This window comes from Streptomyces sp. NBC_00057, assembly GCF_045041165.1.
Classification (GTDB): Bacteria; Actinomycetota; Actinomycetes; order Streptomycetales; family Streptomycetaceae; genus Streptomyces.
The window spans coordinates 3,707,044-3,732,436 of record NZ_CP108256.1; the positions used below are offsets into that span (position 1 = coordinate 3,707,044).

Annotated in this window: 18 protein-coding genes, 2 pseudogenes and 1 riboswitch; of the genes and pseudogenes, 6 read left to right on the plus strand and 14 right to left on the minus strand. The window is 70.8% G+C overall.

Going from position 1 to position 25,393, the window contains the following annotated elements; genetic code table 11:
• Positions 1-32: 32 nt before the first annotated feature.
• Positions 33-2,474: a DNA helicase PcrA gene (gene pcrA, locus OG953_RS17130; protein ID WP_405685201.1), complete on the minus strand. Its 2,442-nt coding sequence runs from the start codon at positions 2,472-2,474 to the stop codon at positions 33-35.
• A 257-nt stretch (positions 2,475-2,731) separates the two neighbouring features.
• Positions 2,732-2,897, plus strand: a riboswitch (cyclic di-AMP (ydaO/yuaA leader).
• On the opposite strand from pcrA, the gene OG953_RS17135 reads away from it, so the two are divergent.
• Positions 2,896-4,053, plus strand: a complete 1,158-nt coding sequence (locus tag OG953_RS17135; RefSeq protein WP_405685202.1) for an NlpC/P60 family protein — start codon at positions 2,896-2,898, stop codon at positions 4,051-4,053. (Overlaps the previous riboswitch by 2 nt.)
• 81 nt (positions 4,054-4,134) lie before the next feature.
• Here OG953_RS17135 and OG953_RS17140 read toward each other — a convergent pair whose 3' ends face one another.
• Positions 4,135-4,488 carry a hypothetical protein gene (locus OG953_RS17140; protein ID WP_405685204.1) on the minus strand — a complete coding sequence of 118 codons (354 nt, stop codon included), beginning with the start codon at positions 4,486-4,488 and terminating at the stop codon, positions 4,135-4,137.
• 357 nt (positions 4,489-4,845) lie between these two features.
• On the opposite strand from OG953_RS17140, the gene OG953_RS17145 reads away from it, so the two are divergent.
• Positions 4,846-5,883, plus strand: coding sequence for an NlpC/P60 family protein (locus OG953_RS17145; protein ID WP_405685206.1), 1,038 nt, complete (start codon positions 4,846-4,848; stop codon positions 5,881-5,883).
• Positions 5,884-5,923: 40 nt separating this feature from the next.
• Complete coding sequence (locus OG953_RS17150; RefSeq protein WP_405685207.1) at positions 5,924-6,697, plus strand: GNAT family N-acetyltransferase; 774 nt, start codon at positions 5,924-5,926, stop codon at positions 6,695-6,697.
• A 1-nt stretch (position 6,698) separates the two neighbouring features.
• Here the strand turns inward: OG953_RS17150 and OG953_RS17155 are convergent, their stop codons facing one another.
• Both OG953_RS17155 and OG953_RS17160 read right to left on the minus strand, forming a co-directional pair.
• Complete coding sequence (locus OG953_RS17155; protein WP_405685209.1) at positions 6,699-7,394, minus strand: LuxR C-terminal-related transcriptional regulator; 696 nt, start codon at positions 7,392-7,394, stop codon at positions 6,699-6,701.
• Positions 7,378-8,676, minus strand: a complete 1,299-nt coding sequence (locus OG953_RS17160) for a PspC domain-containing protein (RefSeq protein ID WP_405685211.1) — start codon at positions 8,674-8,676, stop codon at positions 7,378-7,380. Before OG953_RS17160 ends, OG953_RS17155 begins: the two co-directional genes overlap by 17 nt.
• A 213-nt stretch (positions 8,677-8,889) precedes the next feature.
• Here OG953_RS17160 and OG953_RS17165 point away from each other — a divergent pair, with 213 nt between their 5' ends.
• Positions 8,890-10,227 (plus strand): PspC domain-containing protein, encoded by a 1,338-nt coding sequence (locus OG953_RS17165; protein ID WP_405685212.1) that lies wholly within the window; start codon positions 8,890-8,892, stop codon positions 10,225-10,227.
• 156 nt (positions 10,228-10,383) lie between these two features.
• On the opposite strand, the gene OG953_RS17170 is transcribed toward OG953_RS17165, so the two are convergent.
• From OG953_RS17170 to guaA, 6 genes and pseudogenes are all read right to left on the minus strand, one after another.
• The gene (locus OG953_RS17170; RefSeq protein ID WP_405685214.1) at positions 10,384-10,902 is read right to left on the minus strand and encodes a DoxX family protein; all 519 of its coding nucleotides are present in this window, start codon (positions 10,900-10,902) and stop codon (positions 10,384-10,386) included.
• 126 nt (positions 10,903-11,028) lie between these two features.
• Complete coding sequence (locus tag OG953_RS17175; protein ID WP_405685216.1) at positions 11,029-12,297, minus strand: hypothetical protein; 1,269 nt, start codon at positions 12,295-12,297, stop codon at positions 11,029-11,031.
• 113 nt (positions 12,298-12,410) lie between these two features.
• The gene (locus tag OG953_RS17180) at positions 12,411-13,181 is read right to left on the minus strand and encodes a class II aldolase/adducin family protein (protein WP_405685218.1); all 771 of its coding nucleotides are present in this window, start codon (positions 13,179-13,181) and stop codon (positions 12,411-12,413) included.
• Positions 13,182-13,300: 119 nt separating this feature from the next.
• Positions 13,301-14,056, minus strand: a complete 756-nt coding sequence (locus OG953_RS17185; protein WP_405685220.1) for an SAM-dependent methyltransferase — start codon at positions 14,054-14,056, stop codon at positions 13,301-13,303.
• Positions 14,043-14,706 (minus strand): annotated as a pseudogene (locus OG953_RS17190) (Uma2 family endonuclease). Before OG953_RS17190 ends, OG953_RS17185 begins: the two are co-directional and overlap by 14 nt.
• Before the next feature lie 113 nt (positions 14,707-14,819).
• Entirely contained in the window at positions 14,820-16,418 is a 1,599-nt protein-coding gene (guaA, locus tag OG953_RS17195) for a glutamine-hydrolyzing GMP synthase (RefSeq protein WP_405685221.1), read from the minus strand.
• A 363-nt stretch (positions 16,419-16,781) separates the two neighbouring features.
• Between guaA and OG953_RS17200 the strand changes: the two genes are divergently transcribed.
• Positions 16,782-17,114 (plus strand): chorismate mutase, encoded by a 333-nt coding sequence (locus OG953_RS17200; RefSeq protein ID WP_405685223.1) that lies wholly within the window; start codon positions 16,782-16,784, stop codon positions 17,112-17,114.
• A gap of 486 nt (positions 17,115-17,600) precedes the next feature.
• Here the strand turns inward: OG953_RS17200 and OG953_RS17205 are convergent, their stop codons facing one another.
• A complete protein-coding gene (locus OG953_RS17205) occupies positions 17,601-19,340 on the minus strand; it encodes a peptidase (RefSeq protein ID WP_405685225.1) in 1,740 nt (579 codons plus the stop codon).
• Positions 19,341-19,720: 380 nt separating this feature from the next.
• Here OG953_RS17205 and OG953_RS17210 point away from each other — a divergent pair.
• Positions 19,721-19,867, plus strand: a pseudogene (locus OG953_RS17210) (LAETG motif-containing sortase-dependent surface protein); the annotation flags it as partial.
• An 83-nt stretch (positions 19,868-19,950) separates the two neighbouring features.
• Here the strand turns inward: OG953_RS17210 and OG953_RS17215 are convergent.
• The 3 genes from OG953_RS17215 to OG953_RS17225 form a co-directional block, all read right to left on the minus strand.
• Complete coding sequence (locus tag OG953_RS17215; protein WP_405685226.1) at positions 19,951-21,777, minus strand: GMC oxidoreductase; 1,827 nt, start codon at positions 21,775-21,777, stop codon at positions 19,951-19,953.
• Between the two features lie 49 nt (positions 21,778-21,826).
• Positions 21,827-23,455, minus strand: coding sequence for a succinic semialdehyde dehydrogenase (locus OG953_RS17220; protein WP_405685228.1), 1,629 nt, complete (start codon positions 23,453-23,455; stop codon positions 21,827-21,829).
• A gap of 140 nt (positions 23,456-23,595) precedes the next feature.
• Positions 23,596-25,272, minus strand: a complete 1,677-nt coding sequence (locus OG953_RS17225) for a serine/threonine-protein kinase (RefSeq protein ID WP_405685230.1) — start codon at positions 25,270-25,272, stop codon at positions 23,596-23,598.
• Positions 25,273-25,393 lie beyond the last annotated feature (121 nt).

Consider the following 25,393-nt stretch of genomic DNA (forward strand, 5'->3'; position numbering starts at 1 on the left):
CAACTGTCCCGGCCGCCTGCCCGACCGCCGGACTACAACTTCTCGACCGGCGCGTACCGCAGCAGCAGCCTCTGCCGCTCGTCCCCGAAGTCGACCGTCGCCTCCGCCTGGTCGCCGAATCCCTCGACGGCCGTCACCGTGCCGAGCCCGAACCGGTCGTGCGTGACCCGGTCCCCGACGGCCAGCGTGATCGTCGGCTTGTCCGAGGTCCGCCGGGTCGCGAAGCCCGAGGGGCCGGAGCGCGAACGGGACGACGACAGTGACGAGGTGATCCCCGACGTCGGTCCGGCCGGCGACGCCATCGGCCCGGTCCGCTTCCACTCCAGGTGCTGTTCCGGAATCTCCTCCAGGAACCGCGACGGCGGGTTGTACGAGGGCTGCCCCCACGCACTGCGCATCGCCGCCCGGGTCAGATAGAGCCGCTCGCGGGCCCGGGTGATGCCTACGTACGCGAGCCGCCGCTCCTCCTCCAGCTCCTTGACCTGGCCGAGCGCCCGCATGTGCGGGAAGACGCCGTCCTCCATGCCGGTCAGGAAGACCACCGGGAATTCGAGGCCCTTCGCGGTGTGCAGCGTCATCAGCGTGATGACGCCGGAGCCGTCCTCGTCCTCGTCGGGGATCTGGTCGGAGTCGGCGACGAGCGCGACCCTCTCCAGGAACTCGGCGAGGGTGCCCGTGCCTTCCTCGCCGGACTCTCCCCGCTCCTGCTCGAATTCGAAGGCGACGGCGGCGAGTTCCTGAAGGTTCTCGATGCGGGTCTCGTCCTGCGGGTCGGTGGACGCCTGGAGCTCCGCGAGATAGCCGGTCCGCTCCAGGACGGCCTCCAGAACCACCGCCGGGCCCGCGCCGGACTCGACGATCGTGCGCAGCTCCTCCATCAGCGTGTTGAACCGCTTGACGGCATTGGCCGACCGGGCCGCCATACCGTACGCCTCGTCGACCCGGCGGAGCGCCTGCGGGAAGGTGATCTTCTCGCGCATCGACAGCGCGTCGATCATCGCCTCGGCGCGGTCGCCGATGCCGCGTTTGGGCACATTGAGGATGCGGCGCAGCGGGACGGTGTCCTCGGGGTTGGCCAGGACCCGGAGGTAGGCCAGCACGTCCCGGACCTCCTTGCGCTCGTAGAAGCGCACGCCGCCGACGACCTTGTAGGGCAGGCCGACGCGGATGAAGATCTCTTCGAAGACCCGGGACTGCGCGTTCGTACGGTAGAAGACCGCGACGTCGCCGGCCTTGGCGTCGCCCGCGTCGGTCAGCCGGTCGACCTCGTCGGCGACGAACTGCGCCTCGTCGTGCTCGGTGTCGGCGACATAGCCGGTGATGCGGGCGCCGGTGCCGGCGTTCGTCCAGAGGTTCTTGGGGCGGCGGCTCTCGTTGCGTTCGATGACCGCGTTGGCGGCGGACAGGATCGTCTGCGTGGAGCGGTAGTTCTGCTCCAGCAGGATCGTGGTCGCGTCCGGGTAGTCCTCCTCGAACTGGAGGATGTTGCGGATGGTCGCGCCGCGGAAGGCGTAGATCGACTGGTCCGCGTCACCGACGACGCACAGCTCGGCGGGGGCGTCGCCCTCGCCGGCCGGGCCGACCAGTTCGCGCACGAGGGTGTACTGGGCGTGGTTGGTGTCCTGGTACTCGTCGACCAGGACGTGCCGGAAGCGGCGGCGGTAGTGCTCGGCGACGTCGGGGAAGGCCTGGAGCAGATGGACCGTCGTCATGATGATGTCGTCGAAGTCCAGCGCGTTGGCCTCGCGCAGCCGGGACTGGTACATCGCGTAGGCCTGGGCGAGGGTCTTCTCGAAGCCGTCCGCGGCCTGGCCGGCGAAGGTCTCCTCGTCGATCAGCTCGTTCTTCAGGTTGGAGACCTTGGCCGTGAACGCCTTCGGCGGGAAGCGCTTCGGGTCGAGGTCGAGATCGCGGCAGACCAGGGCCATCAGGCGCTTGGAGTCGGCGGCGTCGTAGATCGAGAACGACGAGGTGAAGCCGAGCTTCTTCGACTCGCGGCGCAGGATGCGTACGCACGCGCTGTGGAAGGTCATGACCCACATGGCGTTGGCGCGCGGTCCGACGAGTTGCTCGACGCGCTCCTTCATCTCGCCCGCGGCCTTGTTGGTGAAGGTGATCGCCAGGATCTGGCCGGGGTGCACCCCGCGCTCGGCGAGGAGGTGGGCGATCCGGTGGGTCAGCACCCGGGTCTTTCCGGAGCCCGCCCCGGCGACGATGAGCAGCGGGGAGCCCGCGTGGACCACGGCGGCGCGCTGCTCGGTGTTCAGCCCGTCGAGGAGCGCCGCGGAGTCGATGACGGGGCGGGGCGCGCCGTCGCGGTAGTACGCATCCCTGGGCGGCGGGTGCCCGTCGAATACGCCCGCGAAGAGGTCCTCCGGCACCGCTTCGGGTGCGGAGTCCTCGGGGGGCGGCGGGGGCTCTTCCTCCGAGTGCTGGAGGCCGGCCAGGAAGCTGTCGTCAAAGAGGCTGCTCATCGCTTGTCGAGTCTAGGCCGCCGCAACGACACACGACGGCCGCATGGCGAACCACACCCGACGGTCGGGCACACAAAGGCAGCGGCCACCCACTCCGTGTAAGGGAATTCGGGCCCTCGTCGGCCCTGGCCGCCCCACTTCATCGAGGTCACGAAAACGTATCGGGCATATCGAACATCGACCTTCACAGCAGCACCACGGGTTGGCTAGCGTGCTCGACCGGGCGGCCCGTACCCCCTGAGGCGAACCACGCCGAGCGGGCGCCCGCGCCGAATCCGGCCTGCCCTCGCGGGAGTTCGGAACCGGGGACCCACACGCAGCACCGGGGTGAATCGGTCCTTATCCCCCACTCGGACCGTAGGGCAGCCTTCCGTTCCGCCCGAACCCGACAGCTAACCCGGTAGGCGGTCCACGGAAGGAGATGCCGGCCTTGGCGTCGCATCGCAAACCGCGCACCCGGGTGCGCACCACCACACCGGCCGTAGGGCTCACCACGGCGGCACTGGCGTCCGTGACGCTGCTCTCCACACAGAGCGCCACGGCCGCCCCCGCCCCGAAGCCCAGCATCGAGGACGTACAGAAGAAGGTCGACGACCTCTACCGGCAGGCGGGCACCGCGACCCAGCAGTACAACCGGGCGAAGGAAGCCTCCGCCACCCAGCGCGCCAAGGTCAACGCCCTGCTGGAGGACGTGGCCAAGCGCACCGACAAGCTCAACGACGCCCGCAGGACGCTCGGCGCCTACGCGGCCGCGCAGTACCGCACCGGCTCCATCGCGCCGAGCACCACCTTCTTCCTGGCCGACGACCCGCAGTCGTACTTCGACCAGAACCAGCTGATGAACCGGATGACCGGTCAGCAGCAGAAGGCAGTCACGGACTTCCGTACGCAGCAGGCCAAGGCGTCGAAGAAGCGTGCCGAAGCGGTGCAGAGCCTGGAGACGCTGACCTCGACACAGACCACGCTGCGCACCAGCAAGCAGAACGTCCAGAAGAAGCTGGGCGAGGCGCGCGCGATGCTGTCGAAGCTGACCGCCGAGGAGAAGGCGCGGCTCGCGGCACTGGAGCGCAAGAAGGAGGCGGAGGCCAAGCGCAAGGCGGAGGAACTGGCGCGGCAGCAGGCCGCCGCCGAGGCGGAGGCGGACCGCAAGGCCGCGGAAGCCGCGAAGAAAGCGGAATCCGGCAGCGGTACGGGCACGGGCACCGGAACCGGCTCGGACAGCGGCGCCACCACCAAGGCGGAGAAGGCTCTCGCCTTCGCCGCGGCCCAGATCGGCAAGCCGTACGTATGGGGCGCGACGGGCCCGTCCTCGTACGACTGCTCCGGGCTCACCCAGGCCGCCTGGAAGGCCGCGGGTGTCGACCTCCCGCGCACCACCTGGGACCAGGTGGAGACGGGCACCCGGATCGCGACGGCCGATCTGCAGCCGGGCGACCTCGTCTTCTTCTACGACGACATCAGCCACGTCGGCATCTACAAGGGCGACGGAATGATGATCCACGCGCCGAAGCCGGGGGCGAATGTGCGCGAGGAGTCGATCTACTACATGCCGATCTACGGCAGCGTGCGGCCGTCGTAGCGGCTCACGCCCTTGCGCCTTCAGCTGCCGGACGGGCTCGAATTCCACGCCCGTCCGGCAGCGTGGGCGGCGCGGGCCGGCTCAGGTCCAGAGCGTGGCGATGAAGATGTTGGCGAGCGTCAGCCCACCCACCGCCGCGAAGGCGCCCTTGTCGACCTTCTCCTCGTCCCGCTTGACGTAGACGAGCGCGAGGATCACGACCAGGAGCAGCAGCTTGACCCCGATCTTGATGTTGTTCACGTGGTGGCCGTCGGCCTCATTGAGCCCGACCAGCGCGACACCGGTGACCAGCATCGTCAGTGCGCCGTGCAGCATCGCCGGGACGAACCGGGCCGCGCCCGCGCCCATCGCCTTCATCTGGGTCAGGAAACCGCCCAGCAGGGAGGCGATGCCGATGATGTGCAGGGCGACGAAGACATGTATGAGTACGTCCATGGGTCCGCAGCCTAGCCCCGGCCATATCACCACTCCACAGGCGGGTACGGCTTCCTACCGATTCACTCACGTCTGCACCAATTGCCTGACTTTGATGTAATTTTCCGATCACTTGGCGACAGCGCCGCGCCAAATTCGGGCAATAGGCGTCATTACGACTCTTCCCCCTGCCCCGGGTTTAGCGTCCCTACCCAGGTGACCCGCTTCACCGCCGCTCCGCACCCGGACGGCGAACCGGTCACCCCGCCGAGAGATCCGGCGGCGGGCCGCTCCCCCTGTTGGTGACCCGCCGCCGGACCTCGGACGGGCCCGCCGGTAGTCCCCGACGGGCAGTCGCCAGGAAGGACGCACGCCCCCGTGGCAGCGCACCGGAAACCCAAGCAGCGCCCGTACACCGGCTCTGCTGCCCTCACCGCAGCCACCCTCGCCATCGCCGGGGCCGCCACCGCTGCCGCTCTGCCAGGTTCCGCACACGCCGATCCCCAGCTCACCCCCGCCCAGGTCAGGGCGGAGGTGGACCGGCTGTACCACGACGCGGAAGTCGCCACCGAGCAGTACAACGACTCGAAGGAGAAGGCGACCGCCACCGCCGATGCCGTCGACACCCTGCGCGACGAGGCGGCCCGCAGGACCGAGCGCCTCAACGCCTCGCGTGACGCACTGGGTTCACTCGCCGCCGCGCAGTACCGCACCGGCGGCCTGGACCCGGCCGTACAGCTGGCGCTCTCCTCCGACCCCGACCAGTATCTGGAGCGCGCGTCGTACGTGGACCGGATCGGCGACCGCCGGGCCGCCGAGGTCGACGGGGTGGAGCGGCAGGTCGCCCGGATCGCCCAGCTGCGCTCGCAGGCCAAGGGAAAGCTGGCTGCGCTGGCATCCCGCCAGGCCGAGCTGAAGAAGCACAAGGCGACGATCAGGGCCAAACTGGCCGACGCGCAGCGGCTCCTCGCCACCCTGCCCCCTGCCGAGCGCGCCGCCTACGAGAGCTCGGACAGCGCGCGCTCCGCCGACCGCAGCACCGCACGCGGTCCCGTCCAGGCTCCCAACGCCCGCGCCGCCGAGGCCATCGCGTTCGCGTACGGGGCGCTCGGAAAGCCGTACGTCTGGGGCGCGACCGGCCCGTCCTCGTTCGACTGCTCCGGGCTCACCCAGGCCGCCTGGCGCTCCGCCGGTGTCTCGCTCCCCCGGACCACGTACACCCAGATCAACGCCGGACAGCACGTCTCGCGCTCCGAACTCGCCCCGGGCGACCTGGTGTTCTTCTACTCCGGCGTCAGTCACGTCGGGCTCTACATCGGCAACGGCCAGATGATCCACGCCCCGCGCCCGGGAGCGCCGGTCCGGATCGCGCCGATCGACCAGATGCCCTTCGCCGGAGCGACCCGGGTGGCATAGGCTCCCGACTTCCGATCAACCGGCCGGAGGACAAACGCACATGCCCATGGACCTCGATGTCCAGACCCATGCCCGTACGCTCGCCCTGCGCTCCCCCGACCATCTCCGGGTCGGCCCCTTCACCGTGCGGTACAACCCGAACTGGTCGATCAAGTACGCCAATTACGCGATACCCGACCGGGACACTGAGCCGACGGCGGAGGACCTCGACACCCTGATCGCGGCGTTCCGCGAGTACGACCGGATGCCGCGGCTGGAGTTTCTGCCCGGCTGGGCACCCGCGGTCGAACCCGCGCTGCTCGCCGCCGGGTTCACCGTCGAGAACCGGGCCCCGGTCCTGGCCTGCGCCCCGGGCGACCTGCTGCCGCCGAAGCCGGTGGACTCCCTCACGATCGCCGAACCGGTCACCGACGCGGAGTTCGACGCCGCCGCGCTCGTCCAGCACCACGGATACGGCGGGACCGGCGAGCCCGAGGGCGGCGAGGCTGCCTGGCTGCGCGCGGCGGCCGGGGGCGGCGGGGTCGCGGCCCTCGCCACGGTCGACGGCGTCCCGGCGGGCGCGGGCGGCTGCTCGGTCCCGGTCGACGGCCTCACCGAACTGGCCGGCCTCGCCGTCGCCGACACCTTCCGCCGCCGCGGCATCGGCGCCGCGCTCTGTGCCCACCTGACCGCGACCGCCTTCGAGCGGGGCTGCCGCGTGGTGTGGCTGGAGCCGGGCGACGCGGATGTGGAGCGGATCTACGCGGGGATCGGCTACCGCCGGGTCGGCGAGAAGCTGAACATCTCGCTCGGCCCCGACCCTGCGACCGGCTGAATCAGACCAGCCGCCGCGCCGTCGCCCACCGGGTCAGCTCGTGCCGGTTCGACAGCTGGAGCTTGCGCAGCACCGCCGAGACGTGCGACTCGACCGTCTTCACCGAGATGAACAGCTGTTTGGCGATCTCCTTGTACGCATAGCCGCGGGCGATCAGCCGCAGCACCTCGCGCTCGCGCTGCGTCAGCCGGTCCAGGTCCTCGTCGACCGGCGGCGCGTCCGTGGAGGCGAAGGCGTCGAGGACGAAGCCGGCCAGCCGGGGCGAGAACACCGCGTCGCCGTCCTGGACCCGGAAGACCGAGTCGACCAGGTCGGTGCCGGTGATGGTCTTCGTGACATAGCCGCGGGCGCCGCCGCGGATGACGCCGATGACGTCCTCGGCGGCGTCCGAGACGGACAGCGCCAGGAACCGCACCGGGCTCTCGGCGGCGCCCATCAGCGGGGCACAGCGGCGCAGCACCTCGACGCCGCCGCCGCCGGGCAGATGGACGTCGAGGAGGACGACCTCGGGGCGGGTCGCCGTGATGACGCTGACCGCCTGGTCGACGTCGGCGGCCTCGCCGACCACCTCGACACCCGTCTCCTCGGTACAGCCGATCTCGGCCTGGACGCCGGTGCGGAACATCCGGTGGTCGTCGACGAGCACGACCCGTACCCGGCGCTCCGGGCCCCCGGTCGCCTCAGTGGTCTTGGTCATCGCTCGCCCTCTCCATCTCCAGCTCGACTTCCGTGCCCCCGCCGGGCACCGAACGCAGCCGCGCCGTACCGCCGTTGCGCTGCATCCGGCCGATGATTGATTCTCGTACGCCCATTCTGTCCCCCGGTACGGAATCCAGGTCGAATCCCGGGCCCCGGTCGCGTACCGAGACGAAGACCGTGCGGCCCTCGACCTCGGCATAGACCTGCACGGCGCCGCCCTCGCCACCGTACTTGGCGGCGTTGACCATAGCCTCGCGTGCGGCCTGCATCTGCGCGGCCAGCTTCTCGTCCAGCGGGCAGTCGCCGACTACGACGACCTCCAGCGGGACGCCGTGCTTGTCCTCGACCTCGGCGGCGGCACGCTTGACCGCCTCGGCGAGGGTCTCGGGTTCGTCGTCCTCGTCCTTGCCGGTGCCCTCGGGGTTGTACAGCCAGTTGCGCAGTTCGCGCTCCTGGGCGCGGGCCAGCCTGCGGACCTCGCCCGCGTCCTCCGCGTTGCGCTGGATCAGGGTGAGGGTGTGCAGCACCGAATCGTGGACATGGGCGGCGACCTCGGCGCGCTCCTGGGCCCTGATGCGCATCGTGCGCTCCTCGGAGAGGTCCTGCGTCATGCGGACGAGGTAGGGGCCGGCCAGCAGCGCGATGCCGGTGAGGACGGCGATCGCGGCGGTCAGGACGTTGCCGAGCTGGGCCGCGGAGCCGCGTACCACCATGAAGACGGCCAGGCCCAGGCCGACCAGCGCGACCCCGGCAAGACCCCGGGCCAGATGCAGGACCCTGCGGCGGCTGCCGACCTCCATCCAGCGGGCGCGCCGGGCGTTGTCCGCCTGCCGCCACACCAGTACGGAACCTGCGCCGATCAGCAGCGTGGGCCAGATGTAACGGTCGGCCTCGCTGCCCATGTCGACGTTGCCGACGAAGATGAGGGCGCCGATGAACAGCGCGATGAGGGCGAAGACCTGGCCCTTGTCGGGTTTGCGGAGCCGGCGTCTGCCGTCCGGGGCGATCTCGAAGACGGAGCGCGGCGCCTCCACCCCACCGACACCGAGCGGGACGACGATCCAGAACACGGCGTAGAGCAGCGCGCCGAGGCCGTCCGCGAAGAACAGACCGAGGAAGACGAACCGCACCCAGGCGACGGGCAGCCCGAGATGCCCGGCGAGACCGCGCGCGACACCGCCGAGCAACCGTCCGTCGGCGCTGCGGTACAGCTTGCGCAGCGACGGCTCCTCCGGGTCGGCGTTGAGAGAGCTTGTGGCTCGGGGTGTGGCGGCTGGCATGACCCGATCGTCACATGTCCGTACGGGCGACGGCATCAGGGTCCGCCCCCGACTCGACCCTGAGAGTGCGCGGCGGCCTCACCGGGGAAGCAGCCGGAAGCAGCGGAGCCGGGCTCCGGGCTCCTCCCCCAAGGGACCGCCGGGGGCAATATCAGGGATCGGCCAGGGTAGGCGCGGGTCCCGGACGCGCGCTCGGCCCGTCACCATGGAGCCATGACCGTTCCCCAGAACGCCTCCCCCGGTGTCGCGCCTCCCCCCGAACCGAGACCGCAACTGCGGCGCAGCCCGCGGCACAAAGTGGTGGCCGGGGTGTGCGGCGGGCTCGGCCGGTACTGCGACGTCGATCCGGTGATCTTCCGGATCGTGCTCGGTGTGCTGTCCGTCACCGGCGGCATCGGTCTGATCTTCTACGGTTTCGCCTGGCTGCTGATCCCCCTGGAGGGCGAGGACGAGAACGAGGCTCGCCGGCTGCTGTCCGGCCGCGTCGAGGGCGCGTCGCTGATCGCGGTGCTGCTCGCACTGATCGGCTGCGGGCTGTTCCTCTCCATGCTGGGCAACGGCGGCACGCTGGCGTTCTCCGCGATGCTGTCGCTCGCGGTCGTCGGTTTCGCCGTCTGGACGCAGAACCGCAGGACGGCGGCGCCCGAGGACCCGCTGCATCCGGCGGCCGCGCAGGCGGTGGCGGACGCGCCGCCCGAGGTGAAGGCTCCGCCCTCGCCGGGCAGCCCGTCGTGGTGGCGGGATCCGATCGTCAAGGACGGCACCTCGGGTCCGGTGGGCCCCGGCTATCTGTGGGGTCCGGCCGATGTGACGCTCGACGGCCGGGCGGTACGCCCCCGGAGGGCGACGCCTCAGGACCCGTTCCGCGCGCCCCCGCAGGAGGCCGGCACCCGGGGCCCGACCTCGATCGGCGGTCTCGTATTCCTGTTCGCGCTGATCGCGGGCGGTCTGGGCACGGGGCTGAGCTGGGACTCCCAGCCGTTCGGCACGAGTCTGCAGATCGGTCTGGCCGGTGCGCTCGCGGTGTTCGGGCTCGGGATGCTGGTCAGTGCGTTCCTCGGACGGACCGGGTTCGGCACGGTCATGCTGTCGATGGTCACGGCGGCCCTGCTGGCGGGCGCGTCCGCGCTGCCGAAGGACATCACCACCCAGTGGATGCGGGAGAGCTGGCGGCCGGCCTCGGTGGCGGCGGTGCGGCCGCACTACGAACTGGGCTCCGGGGTGGCACGGCTGGACCTCACCGAGATCACGGTTCCCCGGGGCGACACCGTCCGTACGGGGGTGAACGTCGGGGCGGGCCGCGCGGTCGTCGTCGTACCGAAGGCGGTGACGGTGAAGGTGGACGCGCGGGCGGGCCTCGGCGACATCACGCTGCCGGTCAACCAAACGGGCGAGGCGCCGGACAGCCGGCAGCGCGATGTGGACGTCAATCCGTCGCAGCAGGAGCGCAGGACGCTTCCGCCACCCCCGGGCAGCAAATCGGCCGGCACGGTCGAGCTCACTCTCGAAGTCGGCATCGGACAGGTGGAGGTCACCCGTGCTGCGTCATGAGATCCGTCCGGGGCGGGCGGTGGCGGGCCTGGTCATGCTCGCTCTGGCAGCGGGATACGCGGCGGACGCCGCGGGGGTCTGGGACGCCCCGTGGGTCTTCTTCTTCCCGCTGTTCTTCGGCGGCCTCTGGCTGGCCGCCACCGCGACCTGGGTGAACTACACGATCCGTCGCCGTCGTGACGCGAGAAAGGCGTCCACGGAGAACGCCGCGGCCCCGCCGAGCAGCAGCGGCAGCCAGGCCATGAGGTAGGCCAGGTCGTTGCCGAAGTAGTACGGCTTGACCTGCCAGCTCACGGTCAGCCACAGGCTCAGCGAGATCAGCGCCCCGCCGAGCGCGGCGAGCCGCGCCCACAGCCCGATGAGGGTGGCGATGCCGACGGCGAGTTCACCGATGGCGATGGCGTGCCCGAAGGCGCCGGGGTTCTTCAGCGCGAGGTCGACGAGGGCCGGGATCGCGGACGAGTCGCGTACCGCGTGCAGCGTCTCGCCGATGGAGCCGGCGCCGCTCGCGTGGAAGAAGGAGCTGTCCGTCAGTTTGTCGAGCCCGGCGTAGATGAAGGTGATGCCGAGGAAGATCCGCAGCGGCAGCAGGGCATGCTCCCGCGCCAGCTCCTTGAGCCCTCTCGGCTCACCCAGACTGCGTACGTTCGTGCCGTAACCCTGAATGTCCTGCATGTGGCTGCCCCGCTTTCCGTAGACCCGTCGACAGACCATACGTACGCGGTGGACGCCCGGCTCACCCGCTGGGGCGTCCGGTCGGCCGGTATCTGTCACCCTGCGACCGGGCACGGGTTGCGGCAGTCAGTCCGTCACATCGATCTCGACCCGGTTCGTCTCCACCCCGGCAGCGGTCACGACCTGCACCTCCACCAGCCCCGGTTCCACCTCCACCGGTACCGGCACGGTGAGCACGCTGTCGGTCGGGTTGGCGAAGCCGCCGGTCACCGGGATCAGCGGCACATGCACATGGACCCGGCCGATCCGGACGACCATGCGGGCCAGCCGGTCCGGCGCCCCGGCACCGGGCGGCACGAAGCCCGCGCCACGGATCTCGATGTCGTCGCCGGTACGGATCGACGCGTCCAGATCCCCGGCCTCCCGGGCCCGGACCACCGAGAGCACCACAGGGCGCCCGCCCTCCGCGTACTTCCCGGCGAAGTACGCGAGCGCCGAGACGGTGACCAGCAGTGCCAGACCCCAGGGCAGGTCGGGCAGTTGCTCGGGCCTGCGGGCGAGACGGACCGCGGCGAACAGTACGGCGACGGTGCTCACCAGCACGTACTGCACATCCGTGAAGCTGCCCCGCCCGGAGTCGTCGGTGAGCAGATCGCCGGCGCGCGGCCGGTCGGCCCGCAGCTTCTGCAGCCGCCCGGACAGCGCCCGTACGGTCACCACCCGGCGCACGACCACGGCGACGGCGCACACCAGCGCCAGCACGGTCACCATCCCGGCGCCCCTGGCCAGATCCAGCCCCTCGATCAGTTCGTCGCGCTCGGCGTGGCCGGAGGCGCCCGCCAGCTGGAGCGCCAGCACGAGTACGGAGAAGACAGCGAGCAGCACCCAGGACGCGGCGACCGCCCTGGAGGTGGAGAGCCGGTTGTCCTCGCCGATCACCGGGGCGAGGAGGCCGCCGCGGGCCCGGTGGACATGGGCGGCGCCGGTGAGCAGGCCCGCGGTGAGGAGTCCGGCGATCAGTCCGGCCGTACGAGCGTTGGTCCAGCCCGCACCGATGGCCGTGGCGGTCTCGGCGACGACCAGCACGGCGACGCTCCCCCACACCGCGATCAGGGTGCGCCGCCACACCCGGTACAGCCAGACGTCGCCCGCCTCCCGGCCCCGTTCGGCGACGGTCCTGGCGGACTGGGTCAGCTCGTCCGAGACCCACTGGCGGGTCGCGGAGGCGGACTGGGCGACCCCGGGCGGCAGCCCCTGACCTGCGGCGAGTTCGTCCCGCTTGGCCAGGAAGGCGGCCACCGCACGCCGATGGCCCTCGCGCGCCCCGTGCGGGCAGTCGCCGCACGTGCAGCCACCGCCGTGCGTGCTGCTCGCCCTCGCCTCGTCCAACGCCACGGAGAACGCCGCCCTTTCAAGCCCCGGTCCAGCCAACTCGGCTGCTATTGCTGCGAATTGTGCCGTACGAAAGGGCTCGGGCCCGCATCGGGGCGGCCCGTCGGCGCGTATCGTCAGAATGTGCGACTGATCCGGCGCCACAGTGGCTGGTAGTTGATCCAGGCCACCAGGTCGCTGCCCAGCTGCTCACGGGTGGTGACCGCGTCCCGGTGCTCGATCAGCACCGGCTTTCCGGCCGCCCGTGCGGCCAGCTGCACCTGGCAGGAGCGCTCGAGCGCGACGAACCACCAGGCGGCCGCGTCCACCGAATCGCCGACGGTCAGCAGCCCGTGGTTGCGCAGCACGATCGCCTTGTGGCCGCCGAGCGCGGCAGCTATCCGGCGCCCTTCCTCCTCGTCCACGACGACCCCGGTGTACCCGTCGTACAGGACGTGGTCCTCGTAGAAGGCACAGGATTCCTGGGTGATCGGTTCGATGAGCTCGCCGAGCGCGGACAGGGCCCGTCCGTGCACGGAGTGGGTGTGCGCGACGGCGACGACGTCCGGGCGGGCCCGGTGCACCTGCGCATGGACGGCGAACGCCGCCTGATTGACGTGGTGCCGCCCCTCGACGACCTGCCCTTCCCCGTTGACCAGGATCAGCTCGTCCGGCGCGAGCCCGTCGAAGGGGGCCCCGAAGGGGTTGACCCAGAAGCAGTTGGTGAACTCCGGGTCCCGCGCGGTGATGTGACCGGAGACGCCGTCCTCGTACCCGTACTCCCCGAACAGCCTGAGCGCCCCGGCCAGCCGCTCCTTGCGGTACGCGCGCTCGTCCTCCACCGACTCGTGGACGGGCGGCATCGCGAAGTGGAGCTGGTCCACAGGTATGGGTGTGGGCTCGGGCATGGCGACTCCTCGGGGCTCCCAGGGCGTACGGGATCGGAAGTTACCGCCGGTTGCCGCAGGTGGCCAGAGGGATCACGTACCGATTCATGCATCGGTCCAGGTATGGATTCAGGCCCCTGTCACGCGCTCAGCACGAGGTAGGCGAGACCGAGCGTTCCGCGGTAGCCCCCGTAGTACCCGGTGCGCCGGTCGTCGACCGCTGCGACGACACCGCCGTGCAGCGGATGCGCCGGGTTGGCCAGCGCCCAGCGCTCGCCCCGCCCGATGTTGGCATTCGCCTCGAAGAGATCCCATTCGCGCTGGTCGGCAACGGTCACCTGGAGCGGCCGCAGCCCGACGGCCTCGGCCTGCCGGATCAGCTCCAGCAGCGAACCGAAGTCCCCCGGCTCGGCCCCCAGCCCGGCCAGCGCCTGCGCCGATGGCTCGCGTTCCCAGAACCCTTCCCCGAACAGCACCCGCCCACCGGGCCGCACGGCCGCCCGCAGCGCCTTCAGTGCCTCCGGGGTGGTCCCCGGCCAGGCGTGCGAGGCCCCGATGGACACGGCCAGGTCGTAACCGCTGTCGGCCCACTCGGCGGCAGGCGTCTCATGGAACCGTACGCGCTTCGCGAGCCCCCGCTCCCCGGCGAGCTCCCGCCCCCGCGCCACGGCCTCGGAATCGGTCTCGACGCCGTCCCCGGTGCTCCCGGGCGCCGACTCCACCAGCCGCATCAGCAGTTCGCCCCAGCCGCTGCCGAGGTCCACGATCCGCGCCCCTGCGTCGGGGGCACAGGCCGCGACGAGCTGGGCGGCATGCTCCTCGGAGAGCGGGGTGTTCCACGTCAGACGGTCGTTGTGGGCGGCGGACATGAGGGCGCGGATCTCATCGGCAGACACGAGGGCGGAGCCTGGCACGAGCGCGGGGGGCGGTGCCACCCCTTTTCCATGGGCGGCGACGACTGATCGCGGTGAGGTCGATCTCGATGGGGAAGGGGACGTCCAGCTTCAGCCTGTTGTGGTGGATGCCCGTGGCCACGTAAGCGCTCAGCGCGGGATCGAGTTCGTAGACGTACACGACCGGCAGACCTTCGTTCTACTCCACTCGCCAGAAGTGCCGCACACCCGCGGCAGCGTACTTGCGGGGCTTGACCTCACGGTCTCTGCCTTCGGATTCCTCAGAGACGACCTCCACGGCAAGAATGGCGTCCCCCGGCCGGAGGCACGTCTCTCTCTGCCCGGTGTCCGCTCCGAGAGGAACCACCAGCACGTTTGGCTCCGGACGGTTCCGCTTGTCGAGTCCGATGCTGAATTCCCGGAAGACATCGAGATCGTCCGGGGCCTGGTCCAGAAGTGCATTCTCCAGCAGACGCATGGTCCGCATATGAAACTCGGTCTGCGGACTCATGACAACGAGACTCCCGTCGATCAACTCTGTGCGTCGCGGCAGATCCGGCAACCGGTCGAGATCGTCAGCCGTCCAGCCCCCGGGCGGGGGGAACCGGATAGTTGCACTTCTCGTCCAACTCGAACTCGGGTGCGGCGCTCATGATTGCTCCCATGGGAGTGAGTCTCGTCTCCTGAGCCAGCGTACCCAGCCGGTACGACAATGCCGCCGCCCAAACGAATGAGCGACGGCATCAGCGTTGACCCTGCAAAAAGGTCACTCCCACTCGATGGTGCCCGGCGGCTTGCTCGTCACGTCGAGCACGACGCGGTTGACATCGGCGACCTCGTTGGTGATGCGGGTCGAGATCTTGGCGAGCGTCTCGTACGGCAGACGCGACCAGTCGGCCGTCATGGCGTCCTCGGAGGAGACCGGGCGCAGAACGATCGGGTGACCGTAGGTGCGGCCGTCGCCCTGGACGCCGACCGAGCGGACATCGGCGAGCAGGACCACCGGGCACTGCCAGATGTCGCGGTCCAGGCCGGCCGCCGTCAGCTCCTCGCGGGCGATGGCATCGGCCTCGCGAAGCAGGTCGAGCCGCTCCTTGGTGACCTCGCCGACGATACGGATGCCGAGACCCGGGCCGGGGAACGGCTGGCGCTGGACGATCTCCTCCGGCAGGCCGAGCTCCTGGCCGACCATCCGGACCTCGTCCTTGAACAGCTGGCGCAGCGGCTCGACGAGCTGGAACTCGATGTCGTCGGGGAGGCCGCCGACATTGTGGTGGGACTTGATGTTGGCGGTGCCGGTGCCGCCGCCGGACTCGACGACGTCCGGGTAGAGCGTGCCCTGGACGAGGAACGCGACGTCCTCGCCGGCCGCGCCCGCCTCGGCGACGAGCTCGGCCTGGGCCTGCTCGAAGACGCGGATGAACTCGCGGCCGATGATCTTCCGCTTCTGTTCGGGGTCGGAGACCCCGGCCAGCGCGTTCAGGAAGCGCTCCTCGGCGTCGACGACCTTCAGCTGGACGCCGGTGGCGGCCACGAAGTCCTTCTCGACCTGCTCGGTCTCGTCCTTGCGCATCAGGCCGTGATCGACGTACACGCAGGTCAGCTGCGAGCCGATGGCCTTCTGCACGAGGGCTGCGGCGACCGCGGAGTCCACGCCGCCGGACAGGCCGCAGATGGCGCGCTTGGTACCGACCTGCTCGCGGATCAGCGCGATCTGCTCCTCGACCACATTGGTCGTGGTCCAGGTCGGCTCGATGCCGGCGCCGCGGTAGAGGAAGTGCTCCAGGACCTGCTGGCCGTGCGTGGAGTGCAGGACCTCGGGGTGGTACTGGACGCCGTAGAGCTTCTTCTCGTCGTTCTCGAAGGCGGCGACCGGTACGACGTCCGTGGACGCGGTGACGGTGAAGCCCTCGGGGGCGGCGGAGCAGGCGTCGCCGTGCGACATCCAGACCGACTGCTCGACGGGGGTGCCCTCGAAGAGCGTGGAGCCGGCCTTGGAGACAGTGAGCGGGGTGCGGCCGTACTCACGGGCACCGTTGTCGTCGACGGTGCCGCCGAGCGTGGTGGCCATCAGCTGGAAGCCGTAGCACATGCCGAAGACCGGAACCCCGGCCTCGAAGATTGCACGGTCGAGGGAGGGTGCGCCCTCCGCGTACACCGAGGAGGGGCCGCCGGACAGGATGATCGCCCGGGGGTTCTTGGCCAGCATCTCGGCCACCGGCATCGTGGACGGGACGATCTCGCTGTAGACCCGGGCCTCACGGACGCGTCGGGCGATGAGCTGGGCGTACTGCGCCCCGAAGTCGACAACGAGGACCACGTCGGTGGCGATGTCGGGGGCGGCGGCGGGGGGTGCTGCTGGCACGGGGCGGCCTTCCGGCGGTGAAAGGGGGTCGGTTTTGTCGATTCTACCGGGGTTGCGGAGGCGGCCGTCGTCACGCCCGGACGGGGCTGCGGGAAGCGCAGGCCCTCGGGCCGGGGCCGGGCGGTGTCTCAGCATCCGGGCTCCGTGTTGGCCCGCCCGTACAGGCGGGGCCATACTGAGTTCTATGCGACAGCACACGACCTTCGTCTTTACCTATGGCATCCGGCCCGCCGGCTGCCATGGTCGTGCTGCTTGATCCACTGACAAGCAACGTTCCAGGCGCCCCGGGCCGAAAGGCCCGGGGCGTTCTGGCGTTCCGGACCGGTCGGATTCGGGGGCCGCACCCCACGAGGAGTCACCACCATGACCAGCACCGCCCCTGTGAAGAGCAGCACCGCGAAGACCGGCACTGCGAAGACCACCGCCGAGAAGACCGGCGCGCACACCGATGAGGCCGCCGCGCTGATCGCCAACGCGAGGTCCCGCATCGACGCTCTCGACGACCGGATCATCGGACTCGTCCAGGAGCGGATGGCCATCTCCGCGGTCATCCAGGAAGCCCGGACCACCTCCGGCGGCCGCCGGATCAACCTCTCGCGCGAGATGGAGATCCTCGGCCAGTACCGGGACGCGCTCGGCAAGCCCGGCACCTCCCTCGCCATGACGCTGCTCGAGCTCTGCCGCGGCCGGGCCTGACACCCCGCGGGCAGGGGGTGTCCGGGCGTATCCCAGTTCGGGCCGACTCTCACCCGTACGGCGCGTGACCGGGTCCGCCGTGGCTTCGTTGGTCCCGGTGTCCGTGCCAGCCAGGGGCGGCTTGGAAAGAAACCACGCGTGGCTCCGCTGGAGCGTGTGGCGTACTGCAGGTACGCCGTGGGACCGCGCCCCAGCGTGCGTGACCGGTCGGCAGGGGACAGCAGCCCGGTCACCTCAAGAACGGTCGGCTCCGGGGACGCCCGGAGCCGACCGTGTCCGGTCGAAACGGTCTGCGCGGGGCGCAGCCGTCCAACTCGGTGCCGAGGCCGCGTCCCGGTGTTGATCGCCAAGGGCCCCGTGGACCGCCTCCCGGTCCGTGGGGCCCTTGCTCATGCCACCTCTGTTGCCCGGCGCCCGGCCGGACGTCAGCCCCGCTGGGGGGGGCGGCGGCGGGCCGTCGCGTACAGCACGCCGCCGGCCGGGACGTCAGCCCCGCTGGGGGCGGCGGCGGGCCGTCGCGTACAGCACGCCGCCCGCTGCGAGTGCCGCCGCCGCACCGGCGGCCACCGGCAGCGCGGCGGTGCCGGTCGATGCCAGGGCGCCCCCGGTGGAACCGGCCGTGGTGGAGCCGCCCGTTGCGGCTCCCGAGGTGGTCGAGCCGCTGGACGTGGCGCCGGAGCCGCCGGTCGAGCCGCCGGCGGTGGCCGGGCCGGCCGATCCGGAGCCGGAGGCCCCGCCCGAGGCCGTGGATCCGGCGCCTCCGTCGCCGTTGTCGCTGTTCAGGACCAGCAGCGCGGTGTTGTTGCCCGGCTTCGGGTCGAAGGGCAGCCTCGGGTCGAAGGGCAGCTTCGGGGACTCGGTGAGGCGCGGGGTGCGTACTGTGACCGCGCCGGAGGCTCCCGTCACCACCTTGTCGATCTTCAGATGGAAGCGCAGGGCGAAGTCGGCGCCGTCCCGTACGGCCATGGACGTGTCGCAGACATAGCGGGGCGCACCGCTCCGGCTCTCGCGGTACTGACCGTCGGCCGTCACACCCCGGCAGGCGGCGGGACTGCCGGTGACCGAGGCGCCTTCGGGGACGGTGAAGTCGACCGTGGCGACAGGTTCGCCGGATCCCGGGTGGCCGACCCAGGCCGGGCCCTTGTTGCGGAAGCCGATGGTGGCCGCGACGGTCTCGCCCGCGGCGCCCCGCGCCCGGGCGCCGTAGGCCACGAAGTCGGCGGAGTTCGCGGTGGCGAAGTCGGCCTCCTGCCGGTTGTCCCGGGGATCGAGGTCCACGCCTCGGACGGTGGCGGCCTCCTTCATGGTGAGCGCGGCACCCTTGCCCGCGGTGACGCCCGCCGCCGAACGCTGCGCGCCCCGCCCCGGTACGTCCTCGTCGATGCGGTAGACGAACGTGTCGTAAAGGGCGTGCTCGGTGGCCTTGAGGGTCAGCGGTACGGCGAGCCGGTAGGTCGCCCCCGCTTCGTACGTACCGGGGACGGCACAGCGGGCGGTGGTTCCGGCGGGGAAGCCCCGGCCTGCTTCGCCCTCGCTGTACTCGCAGTTCGCGTAGCGCTCGATGAAGTCCAGGCCGCGCGTGTACATCAGGGTGAGCAGGACGCCGTCGGCCGCCCGTGTTCCGTTGTTGGTGAAGGTGACGGGGACCGGCTGGGTCTCGCCGGGCTTCAGATTCTGCTTCAGCGGGAGCCGCTCCATCACCAGGTCGGGGCCCCCGATGACCACCTCGGTGGAGAAGGCGGTGAGTGTCGCCCCGTCCGCCTTGCCGGTGGCCCGGATGGTGCCCGAGTCGCCGATGCGGCTGCCCTCGGCGGCGGAGAGGTCGAGTTCGGCGAGCGCGCTCCGGCCGGGCCCGAGGCCGTGGCCGCGACAGACGGCGGTGGGCCCGGTGGCCTCGCAGTCTGCGCCACCGGTCTCGCCGAAGGCCGCATCGGCGATGCCCGCGATCCCGGTCAGGTCGAAGGTCACGGTGAAGTCCCCGTCGAAGGTACGGGGCTCTCCGTTCCGCGACGGGTTGTCGACCGTGATCTCGACCGTCGACTTCCGTGGTGAACCGCTCGCCGGGTGGGGGTGCAGGGCGGTCCCGACGGGGCCGCCGATCACCAGCTCCGGGCCGGCGGCCTGCGCGGGGGTGCCGAGGGCGAGCGAGCCGGCGGCCAGCAGACCGATGGCGGCGAAACCGCCGGCGGCGCGGCGCAGCGCGGCTCGCGGGGAAATGGTTCTCATCGCGGACTCTCTGAGGTCGGTGGGGGCGGTGCGACCGCTGTGACAGCGATACGAGTTCGACCGCGTGACCCGGTGAACAGTTGCGCGGCCTCAGGTCACGGATTGAGCACGGAGAGGAACGTGAGTGGCGTCACATAAGGGTTCTGTGAGCATCCGGACAACCATTGCGGCGGACCACGGGTCAACCATGCGGAACCACCGGCCCCGCTCGTGCCCCGGCACGGCAGGCCCGTCCCGACAGCCGTACTGCTCACAGCGGTACGCCGGACTTCTGAGGTCACATGAAGCTTCGCCGCGCCATGGCGCTCGCCGCCGCCACGGCAGTGATCGCCCCGGCCACGGTCCTGGCTGCCCGGGCCGCGAAGTCGGCCGACAACCCGACGGGCCAGGTCTCCGGCAGCCTCGCGGAGACGGGTTCGTCCTCCGCGGTGCCGGTGTTCGCCACGGCGGGCGGCGCGGCCGTAGTGCTCGGCGCAGGCGCGATGTTCATCGTGCGGCGCCGCAGGAACGGTGACACCGGCGCGTAAGGCGTTTGGTCACCGTAAGCACGGAGGGGCTGCACTCGGAGGGGGGTGCAGCCCCTTCTGCTGTCCCGAATTCGCCAGGACTGCTACGACTTCTTCGGCGGGACGGTCGGCAGCCCGAGGAACGGCAGTTTCAGCGCACCGAAGGCCTCCTTCGGCACCGCCGGTGCCTGCGGCTCGACCGCGGCCAGCCGTTCGTACGCCTCGCCCTGCTCCGGACGCGGGTCCGCCTCGCCCTTGTTGGGCCAGAAGGACATCGCGCGCTCGGCCTGTGCGGTGATGGTGAGCGACGGGTTGACGCCGAGATTCGCGGAGACCGCCGAGCCGTCGACCACCGAGATGCCGGGGTGTCCGTAGAGCCGGTGGTACGGATCGATCACCCCGTCCTCGGCGCTCGCACCGATGGGGCAGCCGCCGAGGAAGTGTGCCGTGAGCGGGGTGCCCATCAGCTCGCCGACGTTCGAGCCGGCGAAGCCGTTGATCTCGTCGGCGAGCAGTGAGGCGCTGCGCGTCGCGTCCTCGATCTGCGTCGGGTTGGGAGCACCATGCCCCTGCCGTGCGGTGAGCAGGCCCTTCCCTATGCCGCCCGGCTTGCGGTACGTCGTCAGGGAGTTGTCCAGCGACTGCATGACGAGCCCGATGATGGTCCGCTCCGACCAGCGGCGGTTGGACAGCGACCGCACGGCGAGCGTCGGGTGCTTGGCCACGTTGCCGAGCCAGCCCAGCACCCGGCGACTGCCGTACGGCACCTGAAGGATCGACATCGCGCCCATCGCGTTGGAGCCCTTGCCGTAGCGGACCGGCTCGATGTGGGTGTTCTCGTCGGGGTGGATCGAGGAGGTGATCGCGACGCCCCGGGTGAAGTCGGCCTTCGCGGTGCCGTGCTTCTTGCGGTAGCGCCGGTCGCTGGTCTGCGAGCCGACGAGCGCCTCGGAGTTGGTACGGGTCAGCGCGCCGAGCCGGTCCGAGAGCCGGGGCAGCAGCCCCCGGTCCTTCATCGTGTGCAGCAGGGTCTGCGTTCCGTACGTGCCCGCCGCGACGACCACCTTGCGGGCGCGCAGCCGCTTGGGCTCTGCCTTCTTGCGGCGGTCGGTCGGGACGGTGGTGACGTGGTAACCGCCGTCCGGGTCGTCCGTGATCGCGACGACGGAGGTCATCGGGTGGATGACGGCTCCGGCCTTCTCGGCGAGGTGGAGGTAGTTCTCGTTGAGGGTGTTCTTCGCGCCGTGGCGGCAGCCCGTCATGCATTCGCCGCACTCGGTGCAGGCCTTGCGGGCGGGACCTGCACCCCCGAAGTACGGGTCGGCGACCGTCTCACCGGGCTTCGCCCCAGCCGTACCGTCGGCGTCCTTGCCGTCACCGAAGAAGACGCCGACCGGGGCGAGATGGAAGGTGTCGCCGACTCCCATGGCCTGCGCGGCCGCCTTCAGATGGACGTCGGAGGGGGTCATCGTCGGGTTGAGCCGGACCCCGAGCATCCGTTTGGCCTGGTCGTAGTACGGCTTCAGCTCGTCCTGCCAGTCGGTGATGGACGCCCACTGGCGGTCCTCGAAGAACGGCGCCGGGGGTACGTACAGCGTGTTGGCGTAGTTGAGCGAGCCACCGCCGACGCCCGCACCGGCCAGCACCATCACATTGCCGAGCAGATGCACGCGCTGGATGCCGTAGAGCCCGAGTGCGGGGGCCCAGAGGTAGTTCTTGATGTCCCAGGAGTTCTTGGGGAGGGTGCCGGGGCTGAATCGGCGGCCCGCCTCCAGGACGCCGACCCGGTATCCCTTCTCGGTCAGCCGCAGGGCCGACACCGCACCGCCGAAGCCCGAGCCGACGACCAGGACGTCGTAGTCGTACGCCACGTCGTCATCGGCCTCACCGGCCGGTTCGGCCTGATTCTGGGCAGGGCTGTCCTGGGACATGACTCTCCTCGGTACGAAAGGGGCAGAACGCGCTGCGGTGTTACGGGGTTCAACGCAGGCGGAACGCCTTCATCGCCTTCAGGCTGCGGGTCATGAACGCCGCGTACTTCTCGTCGTCCATACCGAAGGACGGGGCGAGCGGGATCAGCCGCTGCTGGGCGACGGTCTGGGCCTCGGTGTACTTGAGGATGCCCTCGGAGCCGTGCCGCCGGCCGAGACCGGAGTCCTTCATGCCGCCCATCGGGGACTGCACGCTGCCGTACGCGGGGGCGTATCCCTCGTTGATGTTCACCGTGCCGGTCCGCAGCCGGGCGGCGACCTGGTGGCCGCGCTTGGCGTCCTTGGTCCAGACGCTCGAATTCAAGCCGTACGGGGTGGCGTTGGCGAGGGCGACGACCTCGTCCTCGTCGGTGAAGCGGTAGATGGAGACAACCGGGCCGAAGGTCTCCTCGTTGCAGACGGCCATCGGCGCCTCGACGCCGTCGAGGATGGTCGGCTCGTAGAAGAGCGGGCCGATGTCGGGGCGGGCGACCCCGCCCGCGACGAGCTCGGCGCCCTTCTCGACGGCCTCCGCGACATGCCGGGTGACGGTCTCCAGCTGGCGCTCGCCGACCAGGGAGCCCATGTCGGCGCCGTAGGCGAGGGAGTTGCCGAGCCGCATGGCCTTTGTACGGGCGGCGAAGCGGGCCACGAAGTCGTCGGCGACCGACTCGTGGACGTACAGCCGCTCGATGGAGATGCAGAGCTGACCGGCCGAGGAGAAGCAGGCGCGGACGGCGCCCGCGGCGGCCTTCTCCACATCGGCGTCCCTGAGGACCAGCATGGCGTTCTTGCCGCCGAGCTCCAGCGAGACCCCGACGAGCCGGGCCGCCGCACCCTGCGCGACCGCGCGGCCGGTGCGGGTGGAGCCGGTGAACGAGACGTAGTCGGCGTGCTTGACGACCTCGGGGCCGACGACCGGTCCGTCGCCGAGGACCACCTGGAACACCTCGGCGGGCAGCCCGGCCTCGATCAGCAGGTCCCGGGCCCACAGCGCGGTCAGCGCGGTCTCCGTGTCGGGCTTCATCACGACGGCGTTGCCGGAGACGAACGCGGGCAGCGCATCGCCGACGGACAACTCGAACGGGTAGTTCCACGGCGCGATGTGACCGATGACGCCGCGCGGCTGGCGCAGCTCGGTGACCTTGGTGAGGGCCGGTACGACACCGGTGTGACGCTTCGGCTTCAGATACGAGCCGGCCCTGCGCCCGTAGTGGCGGGCCACGACGGCGACGGCCTGCACCTCCTCGTGGGCGTGCAGTCGGGCCTTGCCGGTCTCCAACTGGATGAGGTCGAGGACCTCCGCCTGCCGCTGGAGCACGAGGTCGTGGAAGCGGAGCAGGACGGCCGCCCTGGCGCGGACGGAGGTCGCGGCCCAGGCCGGCTGCGCGGCACGGGCCCGCTCGAAGGCCTTCGTCACGTCCTCGGGGGTGGACTCGGGCAGATCGGCCAGCTTCTCCCCGGTGAAGGGGGTGTGGTTGGCCGTACGGCCGGAGCCGACCACACCACGGGTCAGCTGGGCGATCACCTCGGGTGTCACCACATCGGCGGCGGTGCGCGCGCCCGCGGGGGCGGGGGCCACGGGGTTGGTGCCGACCGGGGCTGCGGAGGTGGACGTGGAGGCCTGCGAGTCCGTCATGAGGGCGAGAGTACGTCCAGCCGCACGCTTTGGGTACCCGTGAGTAACGGGTTTTCACAGTCCCCACAAACAAGCCAGTGATCACTGGCAACAAAGCCCCTGATCAGGACCCCTGTGGTCATCTGCACGGTCCGGCAGCCTCAGTCGGAGCTGCCGGGCGCACGCCATCCGCGCAGCATCGTGTCGAACTGTTCCCGGGTCGTGTCCCAGTCCGAAGCCGGACCCGTCATGTACATCGCGTACTCCGGGCCGCCCGTCTCCCCGTAGTACATCTGGTCGATCGCATGGCGCGGGCCCGGATGGTCCTTGGTCTCGGTCCAGGTGAACTCCCAGAGCGAGCCCTCCCGGTCGCGGTACGTGTTGGAGTGCAGGGTCTTGCGCTGGTACCCGGGCAGCCGCTTGGCGAGCTGCTTCTCCAGGTTCAGCATGTGCATGTAGGAGTTCTCGAAGTCGGGCTCCGGATCGATGCTGATCCGGATGTAGTGCACACCGTTGTCCGGCGTGTAGTCGATCTGATTGCGGTCCACCCGGCGCTCCCAGCCGTCGGGCACAATCAGGCTGAAGCCCTCGGGGTCGTCCACCCGCTGCCAGCCGTCGGGTACACCGTTCCCCGAGGGATCGGGCTTCGGCGCGGGCGAAGTGCCGGGCCTCTTGGGAGTCTCGGTCGTGTGCGTGCCCGTGCTGCTCCGTTCGGTGGCGCTGTCCGCACGGTCCCCGTACTTCATCGCGGCGAGCCCCGCACCGCCGCCGACCAGCGCGGCTGCGGCGATGACCAGAACCGTCGTACGCCACCGGCTCCGGCTGCGCCGGGTCACCGGGGACGACACCGGGCCGGCGGCGGAACCGGCGGCCGGGTGGGGAAGTTGGGCCGTGCCTGCCGCACCCGCCGTACCCGCCCCGGACGTGCCGTGCGGGCCCAGCGAGCGCAGGACCTCGTCGGGGACGCGCTGCGTCGGTACGTACGCCTGAGCGGCCCGGGGCTCGCGGCCCTCCATGGCGTCCAGCAGCATCCGCTCCGCCTCCGCCGCCGGAGGCCGGTCCTCGGGGTCCTTGCGGAGCAGCGCGGTGATCACGGGGGCCAGCGGACCCGCCCGCCCGAGCGGCGGCGGTTCCTCGGTGACGACGGCCTGCATGGTCGAGATCGGGGACGTACGACGGAACGGCGAGCGCCCCTCGACCGCGGTGTAGAGCGTGGCACCGAGGGACCACAGGTCGGAGGCGGGGCCCGGATCGCCGCCGCGTACCCGCTCGGGCGCCAGATAGTCGATGGAGCCGACCAGTTCACCGGTCCTGGTGATGGTCGAGTCGCCCTCTATCGCCGCGATCCCGAAGTCGGTGAGCAACACCCGCCCGTCGCTGGCCAGGAGTACGTTGCCGGGCTTCACGTCCCGGTGCAGGACCCCCGCACCGTGTGCGGCGCGCAGGGCGCCCAGCACATGGAGGCCGATCCTGGCGGCCTCGCGCGGCTCGATCTCGCCCGACTCCTTGGCCGCGTCGGCGAGTGACGGGCCGTCGACGTACTGCATGACGATCCAGGGCCGGTTGTCGTACTCGATCACGTCATGGACCGTGACCACACCCGGGTGCGTGATCCGGGCGGCCGCGCGGGCCTCCTTCTGCGTGCGGGCGTGCAGCACGACCCGGTCGGCCTCGGCGACGTACAGCCCGGCGGTCAGCTCCTTGACCGCGACCGTGCGGTGCAGCACCTCGTCGTGGGCGCGCCAGACCTTGCCCATGCCGCCGCGCCCGAGGACTTCGCCGAGCCGATACCTTCCGGCCAGTACCAGTCCCGCGTCCGTGCCCTGTGATCGATCCACGTATCCCCGCCCCGTTCCTTCGGAGGCCAGATTACGGAGGGGATGTAGGCCACGGAACCTCGCAACCCCCAAGAGACCGCACTGTGATGCTTGTCGCTCCGCCACCCTTCGGGTGATGTAC

Bases quoted from the DNA above. Each gene is read 5' to 3' on its own strand.
- OG953_RS17155 (WP_405685209.1), bottom strand. From the start codon at position 7,394: ATGACCAAGACCACTGAGGCGACCGGGGGCCCGGAGCGCCGGGTACGG.
- OG953_RS17165 (WP_405685212.1), top strand. From the start codon at position 8,890: ATGACCGTTCCCCAGAACGCCTCCCCCGGTGTCGCGCCTCCCCCCGAA.
- pcrA (WP_405685201.1), bottom strand. From the start codon at position 2,474: ATGAGCAGCCTCTTTGACGACAGCTTCCTGGCCGGCCTCCAGCACTCG.
- OG953_RS17200 (WP_405685223.1), top strand. From the start codon at position 16,782: ATGACCAGCACCGCCCCTGTGAAGAGCAGCACCGCGAAGACCGGCACT.
- OG953_RS17140 (WP_405685204.1), bottom strand. From the start codon at position 4,488: ATGGACGTACTCATACATGTCTTCGTCGCCCTGCACATCATCGGCATC.
- OG953_RS17215 (WP_405685226.1), bottom strand. From the start codon at position 21,777: ATGTCCCAGGACAGCCCTGCCCAGAATCAGGCCGAACCGGCCGGTGAG.
- OG953_RS17220 (WP_405685228.1), bottom strand. From the start codon at position 23,455: ATGACGGACTCGCAGGCCTCCACGTCCACCTCCGCAGCCCCGGTCGGC.
- OG953_RS17135 (WP_405685202.1), top strand. From the start codon at position 2,896: ATGCCGGCCTTGGCGTCGCATCGCAAACCGCGCACCCGGGTGCGCACC.
- OG953_RS17170 (WP_405685214.1), bottom strand. From the start codon at position 10,902: ATGCAGGACATTCAGGGTTACGGCACGAACGTACGCAGTCTGGGTGAG.
- OG953_RS17160 (WP_405685211.1), bottom strand. From the start codon at position 8,676: ATGCCAGCCGCCACACCCCGAGCCACAAGCTCTCTCAACGCCGACCCG.
- OG953_RS17150 (WP_405685207.1), top strand. From the start codon at position 5,924: ATGCCCATGGACCTCGATGTCCAGACCCATGCCCGTACGCTCGCCCTG.
- OG953_RS17205 (WP_405685225.1), bottom strand. From the start codon at position 19,340: ATGAGAACCATTTCCCCGCGAGCCGCGCTGCGCCGCGCCGCCGGCGGT.
- OG953_RS17180 (WP_405685218.1), bottom strand. From the start codon at position 13,181: ATGCCCGAGCCCACACCCATACCTGTGGACCAGCTCCACTTCGCGATG.